The 13866-nt window shown below is 45.8% G+C and carries 20 protein-coding genes and 1 pseudogene; 13 read left to right on the top strand and 8 right to left on the bottom strand.

Annotation, left to right across the window (positions count from 1 at the left end; all coding sequences use genetic code 11):
• Window positions 1-63 precede the first annotated feature (63 nt).
• The 3 genes from BR62_RS0105595 to BR62_RS0105590 all read left to right on the top strand — a co-directional run bounded on the left by BR62_RS0105595 (window position 64) and on the right by BR62_RS0105590 (window position 1523).
• Entirely contained in the window at window positions 64-321 is a 258-nt protein-coding gene (locus BR62_RS0105595) for a YpbS family protein (protein ID WP_007409514.1), read from the top strand.
• A 76-nt stretch (window positions 322-397) separates the two neighbouring features.
• Window positions 398-541 (top strand): hypothetical protein, encoded by a 144-nt coding sequence (locus BR62_RS19500; protein ID WP_003153570.1) that lies wholly within the window; start codon window positions 398-400, stop codon window positions 539-541.
• A 94-nt stretch (window positions 542-635) separates the two neighbouring features.
• Window positions 636-1523 (top strand): 5'-3' exonuclease, encoded by an 888-nt coding sequence (locus BR62_RS0105590; protein ID WP_020955969.1) that lies wholly within the window; start codon window positions 636-638, stop codon window positions 1521-1523.
• Window positions 1524-1528: 5 nt separating this feature from the next.
• Here BR62_RS0105590 and sspL read toward each other — a convergent pair whose 3' ends face one another.
• From sspL to BR62_RS0105575, 3 genes are read right to left on the bottom strand one after another with little or no spacing between them, the layout of a single operon-like run.
• Entirely contained in the window at window positions 1529-1657 is a 129-nt protein-coding gene (sspL, locus tag BR62_RS0105585; protein WP_003153575.1) for a small, acid-soluble spore protein L, read from the bottom strand.
• A 51-nt stretch (window positions 1658-1708) separates the two neighbouring features.
• The gene (locus BR62_RS0105580; protein WP_007409516.1) at window positions 1709-2101 is read right to left on the bottom strand and encodes a reverse transcriptase-like protein; all 393 of its coding nucleotides are present in this window, start codon (window positions 2099-2101) and stop codon (window positions 1709-1711) included.
• 6 nt (window positions 2102-2107) lie between these two features.
• Window positions 2108-2788 (bottom strand): queuosine precursor transporter, encoded by a 681-nt coding sequence (locus BR62_RS0105575; RefSeq protein ID WP_032870027.1) that lies wholly within the window; start codon window positions 2786-2788, stop codon window positions 2108-2110.
• Window positions 2789-2869: 81 nt separating this feature from the next.
• Here BR62_RS0105575 and BR62_RS0105570 point away from each other — a divergent pair, with 81 nt between their 5' ends.
• Together BR62_RS0105570 and BR62_RS0105565 are read left to right on the top strand one after the other, a co-directional pair.
• The gene (locus BR62_RS0105570) at window positions 2870-3541 is read left to right on the top strand and encodes a ribonuclease H family protein (protein WP_014418166.1); all 672 of its coding nucleotides are present in this window, start codon (window positions 2870-2872) and stop codon (window positions 3539-3541) included.
• A gap of 2 nt (window positions 3542-3543) precedes the next feature.
• The gene (locus tag BR62_RS0105565; protein ID WP_003153581.1) at window positions 3544-3726 is read left to right on the top strand and encodes a zinc-finger domain-containing protein; all 183 of its coding nucleotides are present in this window, start codon (window positions 3544-3546) and stop codon (window positions 3724-3726) included.
• Window positions 3727-3752: 26 nt separating this feature from the next.
• Here BR62_RS0105565 and BR62_RS0105560 read toward each other — a convergent pair whose 3' ends face one another.
• Window positions 3753-4010 (bottom strand): DUF2564 family protein, encoded by a 258-nt coding sequence (locus BR62_RS0105560; RefSeq protein ID WP_007409519.1) that lies wholly within the window; start codon window positions 4008-4010, stop codon window positions 3753-3755.
• A gap of 162 nt (window positions 4011-4172) precedes the next feature.
• On the opposite strand from BR62_RS0105560, the gene BR62_RS0105555 reads away from it, so the two are divergent.
• Complete coding sequence (locus tag BR62_RS0105555) at window positions 4173-4355, top strand: hypothetical protein (RefSeq protein ID WP_003153585.1); 183 nt, start codon at window positions 4173-4175, stop codon at window positions 4353-4355.
• Between the two features lie 51 nt (window positions 4356-4406).
• Here BR62_RS0105555 and cspD read toward each other — a convergent pair whose 3' ends face one another.
• The 4 genes and pseudogenes from cspD to metA all read right to left on the bottom strand — a co-directional run bounded on the left by cspD (window position 4407) and on the right by metA (window position 7101).
• Window positions 4407-4607 carry a cold-shock protein CspD gene (gene cspD, locus BR62_RS0105550; protein WP_003153604.1) on the bottom strand — a complete coding sequence of 67 codons (201 nt, stop codon included), beginning with the start codon at window positions 4605-4607 and terminating at the stop codon, window positions 4407-4409.
• A 15-nt stretch (window positions 4608-4622) separates the two neighbouring features.
• Window positions 4623-4734, bottom strand: a pseudogene (locus tag BR62_RS19495) (hypothetical protein); the annotation flags it as partial.
• Window positions 4735-4828: 94 nt separating this feature from the next.
• The gene (locus BR62_RS0105545; protein WP_032870024.1) at window positions 4829-5971 is read right to left on the bottom strand and encodes a diglucosyl diacylglycerol synthase; all 1143 of its coding nucleotides are present in this window, start codon (window positions 5969-5971) and stop codon (window positions 4829-4831) included.
• A 224-nt stretch (window positions 5972-6195) separates the two neighbouring features.
• The gene (metA, locus tag BR62_RS0105540; RefSeq protein WP_003153608.1) at window positions 6196-7101 is read right to left on the bottom strand and encodes a homoserine O-acetyltransferase MetA; all 906 of its coding nucleotides are present in this window, start codon (window positions 7099-7101) and stop codon (window positions 6196-6198) included.
• 283 nt (window positions 7102-7384) lie between these two features.
• Between metA and BR62_RS0105535 the strand changes: the two genes are divergently transcribed.
• The 7 genes from BR62_RS0105535 (at window position 7385) to BR62_RS0105505 (ending at window position 13816) form a co-directional block, all read left to right on the top strand.
• Window positions 7385-7867 (top strand): glutathione peroxidase, encoded by a 483-nt coding sequence (locus BR62_RS0105535; RefSeq protein WP_032870021.1) that lies wholly within the window; start codon window positions 7385-7387, stop codon window positions 7865-7867.
• Window positions 7868-7878: 11 nt separating this feature from the next.
• Window positions 7879-8487: an HD domain-containing protein gene (locus tag BR62_RS0105530; RefSeq protein ID WP_007409522.1), complete on the top strand. Its 609-nt coding sequence runs from the start codon at window positions 7879-7881 to the stop codon at window positions 8485-8487.
• A 68-nt stretch (window positions 8488-8555) separates the two neighbouring features.
• Window positions 8556-9689, top strand: coding sequence for a conserved virulence factor C family protein (locus BR62_RS0105525; protein WP_025284899.1), 1134 nt, complete (start codon window positions 8556-8558; stop codon window positions 9687-9689).
• A gap of 253 nt (window positions 9690-9942) precedes the next feature.
• Window positions 9943-11619 (top strand): dihydroxy-acid dehydratase, encoded by a 1677-nt coding sequence (gene ilvD, locus BR62_RS0105520; RefSeq protein WP_007409524.1) that lies wholly within the window; start codon window positions 9943-9945, stop codon window positions 11617-11619.
• 81 nt (window positions 11620-11700) lie between these two features.
• A complete protein-coding gene (locus tag BR62_RS0105515; RefSeq protein ID WP_003153619.1) occupies window positions 11701-12135 on the top strand; it encodes a BrxA/BrxB family bacilliredoxin in 435 nt (144 codons plus the stop codon).
• Between the two features lie 39 nt (window positions 12136-12174).
• A complete protein-coding gene (locus BR62_RS0105510; RefSeq protein ID WP_032870018.1) occupies window positions 12175-12945 on the top strand; it encodes a class I SAM-dependent methyltransferase in 771 nt (256 codons plus the stop codon).
• Window positions 12946-13207: 262 nt separating this feature from the next.
• On the top strand, window positions 13208-13816 hold the full coding sequence (locus BR62_RS0105505) for a YpjP family protein (protein WP_007409526.1): 609 nt from the start codon (window positions 13208-13210) through the stop codon (window positions 13814-13816).
• Window positions 13817-13866 lie beyond the last annotated feature (50 nt).

Here is a 13866-nt window from a genome sequence, read left to right as displayed (position 1 = left end):
CGGTTGGCGGGCAGATAACAGTCGTGGTAGACTAAAATGAAAAAAAGCGAGATGAAACCTTTTATGTCAGAAGTCCATAAAGCAATTTCAGCACATTCCGCAAAACAGCATCAGCACGTCAAAACATTTGTACAGCTTGATTATGAGCGTGAACAGGCCATTGAAGAAGCCATTGTAAAATGCAGACAGAATAAACCGTTCACGACAGATGCCATCAATGGCATCACCGCAAAAATGAACCAGCTGGCGAAAAAGGGCATCGTGCCGCAAAGACAATTCGTAAGTGAAGAGATGGTGAAAGAATTCGTCAGCAGACAGTAATGGATGAACCTGCCGCGTGTGTCATCAGCGCTTGCTGTACATACTATCCGTATCTTCTCTAAAGGGGGATATGACCATGGGCAGAACAAAACTGGGAAACAGAAATGCTCAGCAGAATAACAATGCCAAAAAGAAAAACGGCTTCGGACAGAAATTTGATTCTTATGCCGGCCGTGAAGCTGAAAAGCTGATGGCAAGCAATAAAAGACACGGTGAGTAAACGTGACGGCAGCATCTTCCAAATGGGGGGATGCTGTTTTTTTACCGCCTTCTTTGGTAAAATAGGAACATTGAATAAAAAGGAGTTTCGATATATGAATAATAAATTACTGCTCGTTGACGGCATGGCGCTTTTGTTCCGCTCGTTTTTCGCGACGGCCGTTCATCGCAATTTTATGATAAATGAAAACGGAATTCCCACAAACGGCGTCAACGGTTTTTTAAAGCATCTTATTACGGCTGTTGATACGTTTCAGCCCACACATGTCGTCTGCTGCTGGGATATGGGAAGCAAAACGTACCGCAATGATTTGTTTCAAGATTATAAGGCCAACAGAAGCGAACCGCCGCTAGAGCTGATTCCGCAATTTGATCTAGCGAAAGAAGCAGCGCGAGAGCTCGGTTTTTTAAACATCGGCATAAAAGGCTATGAGGCGGATGACTGTATCGGTACGCTTTCTGCCCTATTTTCCGGGGAAGCGGAAATTACGATTGTAACGGGTGATAAAGATCTGCTTCAATTGCTGAATCATCAAGTTCAAGTAGCGCTGCTGCAAAAGGGTATCGGCAATTATAAGGTATATACAGATGAGATATTCAGAGAAGAAACGGGAGTTCCGCCAAAAGCGCTGATTGACATTAAGGCGCTGATGGGAGACACGAGCGATAACTATCCCGGCGTTAAAGGGATCGGGGAAAAAACGGCGTACAAGCTGATCCGTGAATATCAAAACATAGACAGCTTATTAGAAAGCCTCGCTCTCTTGCCGAAGGGCCAGCAAACGAAAATTCAGCAAAGCTTGAAAGAATTGGAGCTGTCAAGGCAGCTTGCTGAAATACATTGCGAGGTGCCGTTAGTCTGTACGCTTGAAGAAGCGCTTTTTTCATTAAAGATGGAAGAGGCGGCATTAATGCTCAGACGTCATCAGATAAAAGGAATTGAAAGGATGCTCGAAAAGCTGAACGCCAGAGAGATCAGCTGATCCCTCTAGCGTTTTGTATTGCTTTTTTTTGCGTTGTTTTCAAGGGCTGATTTCGGGTCTTTATGCGCATTTCCTTCCATATTTCCCTGAGGATTCACGCCCCCGGTCAGCCGGCCTTTATTTTCTTTTCTCATAGCTGTTCACCTCATTTGTAGGATGAACAGTGAGACGCAATTTCATTCCGGTTATTTATTCAGCCGAATCGCTTTTTTTGCGAGCTGATCGGCTGTTTGGTTTTGTCTGCCGGGAATCCACTTAATGAAAAACAATGGAAATTCGGCCTTTAAGCGGATGATTTCGTCAACAAACGGCTGGAAAGCCTTGTTTTTAACCGCTTCAAGATCTGCGGCCCGCTCCACGATATCCGAATCCGTCCGGAATGACACGGACTCAAATCCGCGGGCGGCACACAGCTTCATTCCTTCAATTAAAGCGAGAAATTCAGCTTCCTGATTTGAATGGTCGCCGATCGGAATTGAGAAAGATTCTGTTTTCCCGTCATGTTTAATAAAAATACCGATACCGGACGGGCCCGGGTTTCCGGCGCTTGCACCGTCTACATAAATTTCAGCGGGCATCATCCGTCACTCTCCATTCGGTGTCATTCGTTTTGCCGCATACGCATAAGGGACAGAAATGAGTGACACCGCAAATTTAATCAGGTAAGTTGAAATGAAGATGCTGAACCATACGCCCGCGGAATAAACGCCGATAAAGGCCACGGCAGTGAAGATAAATGTATCCAGCAGCTGGCTGAGCGCCGTGCTTCCGCTGTTTCTGAGCCAGAGAAGCCTGTCTGAAGGAAAGATTCTCCGAATGGCTGAATATACATAAACATCTATCGTTTGGCTGAAAATAAAAGCCAAGAGGCTTCCGAGCGCAACACGCGGCAGAAAACCGAAAATCGTCTCAAGGGCAGGCTGTGCGATATCTGACGCAGCCGGTTTATATAAAAGAGCCCCCTGCATGGCGCATGTCAAAGCGAGCAGAGTGGAAAACCCGAGCCAGACGGCTTTGCGCGCTTCCCTGGGACCGTATATTTCATTCAGCACATCCGTTGCGAAGAAAACGGTGCCGTACATGATATTTCCCAGTGTCGCCGTAAGCCCGAACAGCTCGACTGTTTTGACAACCTGCAAGTTGGCGCACACCGTGGCGAAACCGATCCATACGAATAGGCCCGTTTTGCCAAATCCTTTATAAAACAGAAGAACAATGATAAAATGAATGACCGCAAATAAGATCCATAACACATCGTTAAACAAAACCTGCTGACTTCCTTTCAATTTGAGAATGGTTTGATTATAGCACACGCCCGTCAACTAATGAATGGTAAGGTGATTTCAATGAATCTTAAGCCGTATATCGAAATAGAAGCAAAAGGAACAGGCCCTGTCGCGTTTTTTTCCGAAGATTGGCTGACCGTTCCGAAAGCGCGCATGCTTGCAAGAGAAGTCAGCCGCTTTCCTTATATAAAAGACATTTATTTTGAGGATGAAAAAGGCGCGAGCTGGACGCTTAAAGAATTAGAAAAGCTTACTGAAGAGCTTGCGCACGAACCTGACGACATTACAGTGTATTTCGACGGCGGCTTTGACAAAACAAGCGGACGCGCCGGACTCGGAATTGTCGTGTATTATTCTCTCGGCGGCAAGCGGCACCGCATACGGAAAAACAAAAGCTTAACGCTTCAGACGAACAATGAGGCGGAATATGCCGCTTTATACGAAGCGCTTAAGGAAGTGCAGGAACTTGGCGCAAGCAGAAATTCAATCACGATAAGAGGGGATTCCCTCGTCGTTTTGCATCAGCTTGACGGCAGCTGGCCGTGTTATGATGAAACGCAAAACGAATGGCTGGATAAAATTGAAGCGCTGCTCGAATCCCTAAAGCTGACACCGACATATGAAGCCGTAAACCGAAAGGAAAATCAAGAAGCGGATGACCTTGCCAGAAAAATTCTCTCGGACCGGCAGATTGAAAGCCGCATAACATTAGAAGGTAACGGAGATGACTGATATTGGATAAAAAAAGCATTTATAAAGAATTGACAGAGCTTCAGGATGAATATTGCAAAGACTGTTTCGTAAAAAAGCATTTCCGCAAAGAGTTTGGAAAAACGCACGCTCATTCTTTCTGCATCAACCAATGCACGGTGGGGGAGAAGCTGAAAGCCTACGGCAAGGTGCTGACAAATCAATAAAAAATAAAACCGCAGCTTCTGCGGTTTTATTTTTCGAATTCATCAAGCTGATGCTGGCAATCGTCGAGAAGCATTCGCTGCTTTTGCAGAAAATCCTGATCGAGAGCCTGCAGTTCACTGGATTGTGACATCGTTCTGGCATCCTGAATCGCCTGGTATGCAGATTCCACCAAAGTTGAATTTTGGCCCCGGGTAGCCGCTCCCGTTGTTTTCTGGGCCGTTTCCACCGCTAATTCAAGCTGGCGTTTATCCGTCAGTCCGTTTGGAAAAAATTCAGAGTCCATTAAAAAACACCTCCGCAAATAGTTTGGAGATTTTTTTTTAGAAATATGTACGGAAAATAGAAAAAAATATAGAAAATAAGCCGATATAACTATTGAACCTGATTAATTAGGGCTTATTTACTATTATTCAGGGTATCTTGGGAGAGAAGGGAAAAACCAGCCGTGAATGATAATGATTTAAAAACAATCCTTCAGCAGACATTTAAAGAAATATACGGTGATTTGGGAAGTTTAGCAGAAATGGCGAAAAAAGGAATGCCGTCAATGGAGAAACAAATTGAAGAAATCGAGCAGCGCTGCAAGCAGAATCTTGTCGCAATTGAGATTCAGACGGCAATCAAATAGGAGAGGCATACGCCTCTCCTCTATTTGTCATCTGATCAACATGTATTGAGTTTAGAGTTTTACAACATTAGAAGCTTGAGGTCCACGATTACCTTCGACAATTTCAAAAGAAACTTCTTGTCCTTCTTCTAATGATTTGTATCCTTCTCCTTCGATAGCAGTGAAGTGAACAAATACGTCGTCTCCGCCTTCAACTTCGATGAAGCCGAATCCTTTTTCGTTATTGAACCATTTTACTTTACCGTTTTGCATATTGCTTAATTCCTCCTAGTACTGTAGCACCTTCGTGCTAAAAAAAATTTTGTCATCATCCAACCGTACGTATGTAAACGTTGTTAAATGATGGTTCAACTATACACCATATGGGAGCAGACGTCAAGCGGCCGCCCCCTATTTTTTATCTTTATTTTTCCAGTCACAAAGCTTAACCGGAAAAAAACAAAAAGCACACGAATCGTTCGTGTGCTTTTCTTTTACGATAAAGCCATTTCCGCCTTCCCGGCCATCATTTCAGATTCTTTTATAATGTCCTGCAAAATGACTTCAGAAGAGTTGGGGAGGTGAAGGCTTTTAATATTGTCCTTCATCCGGTTCAGCTTCTCCTCATCCGCAAGAAGGGAGGTGACAGACTCTAAAATTTCTTCGTGGCGGTTGACCACGACAGCCGCACCGCGATCTTCAAAGAAAATGGCATTTTCTTTTTCCTGTCCGGGAACCGGTTTGTACAAAATAACGGGTACTCCGATCGCCGTCGCTTCCGTCAGTGTGATGCCGCCCGGTTTCGTGATCATGCAGTCCGTAATACGGAACAACTCGTCAATTCTTTCTACATAGCCCAGAACTTTCAGCCGGTCGGCATTGTCACCTTCCAAGCTGCTGAGGGATTCTTTCAGCGAGCTGTTTTTGCCGCATACCACCACAACCTGCACCTGATCGTCATGAACGAGATTTTCGCACAGTTCTTTTACGTTTTTCAGCACACCATGCGCTCCCGCCATAATAAGAAGAACTTTTTTGTCGGGAGAGAGATTGTATTTTTTATAAATCGGCTCTTTTGGCATCGATTCCTCGAATTGAGGTCTGATGGGAATGCCCGTGATCTTTACGTTGTTCGGGTGAGTGCCGATTTCAATCAGTTTTTCCTTCACGTAATCTGTGGCGACATAATATTTATCAACATTTTCATGAACCCAGATTTTGTGAAGGCAGAAATCGGTCATAACGTTGAACGTCGGGATCACTTTTCCGGTTCTCCGTCTGTATTCCGGTACGACAATCATCGGAAATGTATTGATAATAATGTCCGGCTTATGCTCTTCGACGAGCTGGCCTAAACGTTTATTTCCCATTTTAAAATAAATATTGAATTTGCGTTTATTATAGATTTTGTCAACTCCGTAATAAAACAAACGATAAAACTGTTTCCCGATTGAGAAGCTTTTTAAATAAAGGTATTGAGTAACCTCTGAAACAATCGGATTTGACTCTTGATACAAATTGGAAACCGTCACATCTAAGCCGAGACGCAGACACTGTTCGTAGAGCGTTTTGGCCACTTGAACATGCCCGTTTCCGTAATTTGCAGTCAAAATTAATACTTTTTTATTGGTATTCAAGTAAATTCACCTCAATGTAATCAACAACAAGCAAGCTTCATGCATCGTAAGGAGTTATTGTCTATAGATAAACATAACACATGTGCATCATTTTATAATAAGCGCGGCAACATATTTAAACTAAATTTAATTGATATGTTCCATTATTTTAAAGTTTTGTTATACGTATACTGAATCAAGAGTATTTTATCATATTTTTGTCACCGTATCACTCAAAACAAAAATTAATCCCATTCATACGGGGTTTCCTGATATACGTAATAATTCAGCCAATTCATAAACAATAACGTTGCATGAGCTTTCCAACGGTTAACAGGTTCTTTCCCGCCGGGCGCAAAATAGTGCTTAGGAGCTTCTACGTTTGAAAGATTTCTCTCTATGTCTCTCTCATACTCCTGAAGTAGCGTATCGGTATCATATTCCGGATGACCCGTTAAGAAAATCTGTTTTTCGTCTTTTGAAACGATTAAACAGACCCCCGCTTCCTCTGAAACGCTGAGCACATCCAGATCCGAAGCCGATTGCAGCTGCTCCGTATTAATATCTGTATGCCGTGAGTGGGGCACATAGTATAGCTCGTCAAATCCTCTTACCAATCTCTCATGTTTTTTAAGAACGGTATGCTCAAACACACCGAAGATTTTTTTCGGCAGCTCCACTTTCTCAATGCCGTAATGATAGTATAAACCGGCTTGAGCGCCCCAGCAGATATGGAGGGTTGAAGTGACATTCGTTTTGCTCCATTCCATGATTTCCTTCAATTCTTCCCAGTAAGAAACATCTTCAAACGGCAGGTGCTCAATCGGAGCCCCGGTAATAATCATTCCGTCAAACCGTTTGTGGCGAATGCTGGAAAAATCCGTATAAAACTCATCCAGATGCTGCCTTGCCGTATTTTTTGGAGTATGTGTGCTCGGAATTAAGAACGTAAAGTGAACTTGTAAAGGTGAATTCCCAAGCATCCTGAGGAGCTGGGTTTCCGTTTGGATTTTTTTCGGCATCAGATTTAAAATCACGATCTTCTGCGGCCGGATATCCTGATGAAAAGCCCGGCTTTCATCCATTACAAAGATGTGTTCACTTTCAAGCACCTGCTTAGCGGGCAGGTGATTTGGTATATTAATAGGCAACATGCCACCTCCGTTATTCCCCGTTAATTTTCTTCATTATAGAAATTTTTAAGCCATTTTTCAATCCATCCCGGCGTAATAAACCGCATTTAACGCATAATGACGGGGATAAAAGCGGCAAATAGGCATAAATTCGGAGCGGCTCTTTATTATGACGGGTAAAGAGCCGTTTGGTTCCTCAAAAAAAACGTTTTCCGTTAAGTGGAAGGAAAAAGCGGTTGCCGTTTGTTTTGCAGTGTAAAACAGGTAAAATAAATGAAGAATGTAAAAAGGAGGGCCGCAGATGACAATTTACGATATAAACGTACGGACCATAACAGGCGAAGACATGACGCTATCGGCTTACAGAGGCAAGGTGATGATCATTGTGAATACAGCAAGCAAATGCGGGTTCACATCCCAGCTCAAGCAGCTTCAGGAGCTCTATGATACATATCGGGAGGAAGGTCTTGAAATATTGGGATTTCCCTGCAATCAATTCATGAACCAAGAACCTGGAAACGAAGCGGAAATTCAAGAGTTCTGTGTGAAAAACTACGGAGTCACATTCCCGATGTTTGCGAAAGTTGATGTCAATGGAGCAGACGCTCATCCTCTTTTCACATATCTGACGGAACAGGCGAAGGGGATGCTCGGCACAAAAGCGGTCAAATGGAATTTCACTAAGTTTATCGTGGACCGAAACGGTGAAGTCACCGGGCGTTTTTCACCGAACGTCAGCCCAAAAGAGCTTGAAGATACGGTGCAGAGGCTTTTGGCCCGATAAGAGGTGATACGATGAACGAAAAAGAGCAGCTGGAAAGCGTCAGGAATTGGGTCAGAGAAAAGCTTATCAATGAACGAACGGGCCATGACTGGCTTCATATTTCCCGGGTCGCAAAACTTTCTGTGTACATTGCAAAAGAAGAAGGCGCCGACTTATTTATCACTGAGACGGCCGCGCTGGTTCATGATCTGATTGACGCCAAGCTCGAAAAAAGCGAAAGGCTGACGGCAGGCGAAGTGACAGAACGGCTGGCTGCTTTCAACATTGCGGATGGCTCCATTCAGGAGATCGCGGATATTATCACGAGAATGTCATTCAGACACAGGGAACTGCTGATAAAGCGGCCGCTTTCATTGGAGGGGAAAGTTGTTCAGGATGCAGACATGCTTGATGCGATCGGCGCAGCGGGCATCGGCAGGGCTTTTATGTTTGCCGGGGCGAAGGGTCACCCGATGTACGGAACTCAAACAAGTGTGCTGGCCCATATAGAGGATAAATTAATCAAGCTTAAAGGCTTAATGAATACAAAAGCGGGGGCCGGTTTAGCAGAGGAGCGGCATCAATTTCTTTTGCAGTTCGCCGCCCGTATCCAAAAAGAGGCCGGCATTTGCAAAAGCTAAGCGGCGCAATAGAACGCTTGTGCCGACTATGTTAGAATAAGTGTCAGATTGCGCATAGGAGGACCAATATGAAGATTAAATCAATAGAACCGACGCCGAGTCCGAACACGATGAAAGTGATTTTGACTGAAGAGCTTCCGGCAGGGAAAAGCAACAATTACAAGCCCGATCAGGCAGATGATGCTCCGGTTGTCGTACGTGATATTTTAAACATTGAAGGAGTAAAGGGCGTTTATCACGTTGCCGATTTCCTGGCTGTGGAGAGAAACGCACGTTTTGACTGGAAGGAAATTCTGCCTCAGGTCCGTTCCGCCTTCGGAATGGAACATACGGAGCAGTCTGAGAGCCGTTCTGAACAGGAATCGTTCGGTGAAGTGAAAGTTTTCGTACAAATGTTCAGCGGAATCCCGATGCAGGTCAAATTGACGGACGGCGAACGTGAAGAGCGCTTCGGCCTTCCGGAACGTTTCCAAGAAGCCATTTTAAAGCTGCGTTCCGAAGCTTCAAATGTTGTATTTGAGCGGACTTGGAAAGAACAAGGCGTGCGCTTCGGAGATTTTACCGAAATCGGACACGATGTCACAGAAGAGCTTCAGGCCGCCTACAGTGATGAGCGGCTCAAACGCCTGACAGAAGCAGCCGCACAGCAAAAGGGTGAGGCCAGACCTGCAGTGCAGCGGAAAGCTTATAAAGTGACACTGGACATGCTTGATGATGAAGACTGGAAACAGCGCTATGCCCATCTTGAGCAAATGGATCCGGATGAAGACGATTTACCAGTATTGGAAAAGGCGCTGCATGATCCGAAGACTTCGATCAGAAGACAAGCCGTCGTTTATTTGGGAATGATCGAAAAGCCGTCTGTGCTTCCGCTGTTATACAAAGCGCTTGAAGACAAAACGGTGACGGTCAGAAGGACGGCGGGTGACTGTCTGTCGGATCTCGGCGATGCGAGCGCCATCCCGGCCATGATAAAATCGCTCAGTGACTCAAGTAAGCTCGTGCGCTGGCGCGCGGCCATGTTTTTATATGAAGTCGGCGATGAAAGCGCGCTGGAAGCATTAAAAGCGGCGGAAGACGATCCGGAATTCGAAGTCAGCCTGCAAGTCAAAATGGCGATTGAACGGATTGAGCACGGAGAAGAGGCGAAAGGTTCAGTCTGGAAACAGATGACTGAAAGCAGAAAAAAAGAACAGTTATAACAAAAAGGTGCGCCCATGCACCTTTTTTATTTGAATTCACTTTTTATAAAAATTATTTAGAATATTGTTGAAAAATGATTCAAAACTCTATATAGTAAGTACAATATTAATTGTTGGAGGGTTTTTATCGAAATACAGAAAGAATAGAAAAGCGAGACAGGGCAAAGACACTGTAAAATTTGCAGAACGCGCCCTAGAATAAACTGAAAATTTTAAAAATAGTGCACAGTCTAAAAACAGTAGGGGGATCACCATGGCAGAATTACGCAGCAACATGATCACACAGGGAATTGACAGAGCGCCGCACCGCAGCCTTCTTCGCGCTGCCGGCGTAAAAGAAGAGGACTTCGGTAAGCCGTTTATCGCGGTCTGTAATTCATACATCGATATCGTTCCCGGGCATGTTCACCTGCAGGAATTTGGAAAAATCGTAAAAGAAGCAATCAGGGAAGCGGGCGGTGTGCCTTTTGAATTTAACACGATCGGAGTAGATGACGGAATCGCAATGGGGCATATCGGCATGAGATATTCGCTGCCGAGCCGCGAAATCATTGCCGATTCAGTTGAAACGGTCGTCTCGGCGCACTGGTTTGACGGAATGGTCTGCATTCCGAACTGCGACAAAATTACGCCGGGAATGCTGATGGCGGCTATGCGGATTAATATTCCGACCATTTTTGTCAGCGGGGGGCCGATGGCAGCCGGCCGCACAAGCGACGGCCGCAAAATTTCGCTTTCTTCAGTATTTGAAGGCGTCGGCGCATATCAAGCCGGGAAAATCGGTGAAAGCGACCTGCAGGAGCTGGAACAGTTCGGCTGCCCGACGTGCGGATCTTGTTCGGGCATGTTTACGGCAAACTCCATGAACTGTCTGTCTGAAGCGCTCGGTCTGGCGCTTCCGGGCAACGGAACAATTCTAGCAACTTCACCGGAGAGAAGAGAGTTTGTGAGAAAATCAGCGGCCCAATTGATGGAGACCATCAAAAAAGACATTAAGCCGCGCGATATCGTCACCGAAAAAGCGATTGACAACGCGTTTGCGTTAGACATGGCTCTCGGCGGCTCAACCAACACAGTGCTTCATACGCTTGCGCTTGCCAATGAAGCTGGGGTTGAGTACTCTTTAGAACGCATTAACGAAGTGGCTGAACGAGTGCCTCACTTATCGAAATTGGCGCCGGCCTCGGACGTCTTCATTGAAGATCTGCACGAAGCGGGCGGTGTGTCGGCTGCCCTTAATGAATTGGCGAAAAAAGAAGGGGCGCTTCATCTTGACGCGCTGACTGTAACAGGCCGCACACTCGGAGAAACAATTGCGGGTCATGAAGTAAAGGATTATGACGTGATTCATCCGCTTGACAATCCGTTTACCGAAAAAGGCGGTTTGGCCGTCCTGTTTGGGAATCTGGCTCCGGACGGCGCCATTATCAAAACAGGCGGGGTGCAGGACGGGATTACAAGACATGAAGGCCCCGCTGTCGTCTTTGATTCCCAGGATGCCGCGCTTGAAGGCATTATAAACCGCAAAGTAAAAGAAGGAGATGTTGTCATTATCCGTTATGAAGGGCCAAAGGGCGGCCCGGGCATGCCGGAGATGCTCGCTCCGACGTCTCAGATTGTCGGAATGGGGCTTGGCCCGAAAGTGGCGCTTATTACAGACGGCCGTTTTTCAGGAGCGTCCCGGGGCCTTTCAATCGGGCACGTATCGCCTGAAGCGGCTGAAGGCGGCCCGCTCGCATTCGTAGAAAACGGCGACCATGTCATCGTTGACATAGAAAAACGGATTTTGGACGTACAAGTGCCTGAAGAAGAATGGGAAAAACGCAAGGCCGAATGGAAAGGCTTCGAGCCGAAAGTAAAAACAGGATATCTAGCCCGGTATTCCAAACTCGTAACAAGCGCCAATACGGGCGGAATCATGAAAATATAAAACAGAGGCCTGAACAATTGAATTCCGGCCCCCTCTATAGTATCCTTGACTTCATATAAGGATTTTAGAGGGGGCTTTTTTATGTCAATGGCTTATGAAGAATATATGCGCCAGCTGGTCGTGCCGATGCGCCGTGAGCTGACAGGTGCGGGTTTTCAGGAATTAACGACTGCTGAAGAAGTAGAAAGCTTTATGGAACAGGCAGAGGGCACGACATTGGTCGTTGTCAACTCCGTGTGCGGCTGTGCAGCCGGTCTTGCCCGTCCGGCTGCGACTCAGGCTGTTTTACAGCATGAAAAAGCGCCTGATCATACGGTTACCGTATTTGCCGGTCAAGATAAAGACGCAACTGCAAAAATGCGTGAATACTTTACAGGGCAGGAACCTTCCTCGCCTTCAATGGCGCTGTTAAAAGGGAAAGAGGTCGTTCATTTTATTCCCCGCCACGAAATCGAAGGGCATGACATGGAGGAAATTATGAAAAATCTGACGGATGCCTTCGATGCGCACTGCTGAAATGCCCGAATTCCGGGCATTTTCTTTTTGGAGAAAAAAATGATCACAACGAGTTACCGACCAAGCGAATATACGATACACACAGCGCAGTCGCTCAGTGTCAAGCTGGGTGACACTTACTGCAGCCGCAATAAACAGCCCATTGAAAAAATGCTGGAACGAGCGGCTAGCGATCTTTTAGTCATCGGAAAGGAACGGTTCGAACTTTACACGAAGCAAGGGGAGAAGTTCTTTTTTCACCCGAATACAGCGATGTTCCGCGCAAAGCGGTTTTTGAGAGGGGAAGCCGAGCCGTTGTTAAAAGCAGCCGGATTACGCGAAGGGGATTCCTTTTTAGATTGTACGCTCGGCCTGGCATCCGATGCGATTTTGGCAAGCCTGGCAGTCGGAAAAAGCGGACAAGTCATCGGCCTGGAGAAAAACAAGCTTGTCTCATTGCTTGTTGAAACAGGACTTCAAACGTGGGAAACCGGAATGGAGCAGCTCCAAACCGCCATGAAACGCATTCAGGTCAAACATGCCGACTGCGCCGATTATTTGCGGGAGCTTCCTGATTCATCGGTAGATGTCATTTATTTTGACCCGATGTTTCACGAACCTGTTGAAACGTCAGACGGCATTGCACCGCTCCGCGCGCTGGCAGAAGAGGGTTTTAACGAAGAGTGCATCACGCAAGCCGTCCGGGCGGCGAAAAAATGCGTAGTGCTTAAAGACCATTGGAAAAGCCCGCGGTTTGAACGATACGGCTTCAAGGTGCTGAAAAGAAAGACGGCGCTTTTCCACTTCGGTGTCATCCATGTGAGCTCATGATATCATGGGCTTCTTTTTCGTTAATCAGTGATTTCCATAACGACAAAATAAAGCAGCGTGAGAAGTGATACAGTCGCAAATAAAGCGTTAATCATCTCATCCCCTCCTTTTTCTCCTTCTTATTGTAAGCGGTTTATCCGCTCAGTCACAGTTACCAATTTCCCATATTGCATGATAATACGCTGCCGGACATGACGCCGCGCTTTCATCTATGCTAAAATAAAGGAAAAGAGGACAATAAAACAGAGGGGAACAATCTGTCATGAAATTGTGGATGAAAAAGACCCTTGTGGTTCTGTTTACCATTGTAACGTTCGGACTCGTGTCTCCTCCGGCTGCTTTGATGACAGACAAGCCTTCAGGACAGTCGAGCAGTCTTGAGCAGAATGATTACACCGCTTTTTATGATGAACACGCCCTGCCGGGAGAAGAGAAGGCAGGGCGGGAGCCTGAATTACTGTTTCAATCGTATCAGCAGCAGCTTCTCGGTGATGCTGAAAATCAATCATTTTTAAAATTCGGCAGCAAAATCTCTCCGGTCATTGAAGATGATTACAGAAGTGAAATTCTGCCGAAAATCGAAGATGTGATCACAGGACATTTAGCCAAGTTTCAAGATGATGAAGCGTATCAGGATGTGGTTATTTCCAGCAAACCGTCGGCCGGAAAAACTGAAAAAATTTTTCATGTGTATAACAGGCTGACGGGTGAAGATCTTTTAAGGTTCCACGTCCGCCGGGATCATCCTCCGCAAGACGGCTACTGGTTTAATTTTCATTACCATACCGCTGAAGACGGATTTCAGTCACATCATGAGCTCGGCAGCATTTACTGGGACCGCAATACGCCGCCTGACTGGATGAGCGTGTAATAGCGAGAAGAAATAAAAAAATCATTTCTGAGAAATTTTGCAGAAATGAT

Origin of the sequence: Bacillus sp. UNC69MF, from assembly GCF_000746035.1 — a bacterium.
GTDB classification, from domain to species: Bacteria; Bacillota; Bacilli; order Bacillales; family Bacillaceae; genus Bacillus; species Bacillus velezensis.
This window is presented reverse-complemented; position numbering and strand designations above follow the sequence as displayed.

Bases quoted from the DNA above. Each gene is read 5' to 3' on its own strand.
- ilvD (WP_007409524.1), top strand. From the start codon at position 9,943: ATGGCAGAATTACGCAGCAACATGATCACACAGGGAATTGACAGAGCG.
- BR62_RS0105525 (WP_025284899.1), top strand. From the start codon at position 8,556: ATGAAGATTAAATCAATAGAACCGACGCCGAGTCCGAACACGATGAAA.
- sspL (WP_003153575.1), bottom strand. From the start codon at position 1,657: ATGAGAAAAGAAAATAAAGGCCGGCTGACCGGGGGCGTGAATCCTCAG.
- BR62_RS0105590 (WP_020955969.1), top strand. From the start codon at position 636: ATGAATAATAAATTACTGCTCGTTGACGGCATGGCGCTTTTGTTCCGC.
- BR62_RS0105515 (WP_003153619.1), top strand. From the start codon at position 11,701: ATGTCAATGGCTTATGAAGAATATATGCGCCAGCTGGTCGTGCCGATG.
- BR62_RS0105560 (WP_007409519.1), bottom strand. From the start codon at position 4,010: ATGGACTCTGAATTTTTTCCAAACGGACTGACGGATAAACGCCAGCTT.
- BR62_RS0105570 (WP_014418166.1), top strand. From the start codon at position 2,870: ATGAATCTTAAGCCGTATATCGAAATAGAAGCAAAAGGAACAGGCCCT.
- BR62_RS0105505 (WP_007409526.1), top strand. From the start codon at position 13,208: ATGAAATTGTGGATGAAAAAGACCCTTGTGGTTCTGTTTACCATTGTA.
- BR62_RS0105580 (WP_007409516.1), bottom strand. From the start codon at position 2,101: ATGCCCGCTGAAATTTATGTAGACGGTGCAAGCGCCGGAAACCCGGGC.
- BR62_RS0105530 (WP_007409522.1), top strand. From the start codon at position 7,879: ATGAACGAAAAAGAGCAGCTGGAAAGCGTCAGGAATTGGGTCAGAGAA.
- BR62_RS0105535 (WP_032870021.1), top strand. From the start codon at position 7,385: ATGACAATTTACGATATAAACGTACGGACCATAACAGGCGAAGACATG.
- cspD (WP_003153604.1), bottom strand. From the start codon at position 4,607: ATGCAAAACGGTAAAGTAAAATGGTTCAATAACGAAAAAGGATTCGGC.
- BR62_RS0105595 (WP_007409514.1), top strand. From the start codon at position 64: ATGTCAGAAGTCCATAAAGCAATTTCAGCACATTCCGCAAAACAGCAT.
- BR62_RS19500 (WP_003153570.1), top strand. From the start codon at position 398: ATGGGCAGAACAAAACTGGGAAACAGAAATGCTCAGCAGAATAACAAT.
- BR62_RS0105510 (WP_032870018.1), top strand. From the start codon at position 12,175: ATGATCACAACGAGTTACCGACCAAGCGAATATACGATACACACAGCG.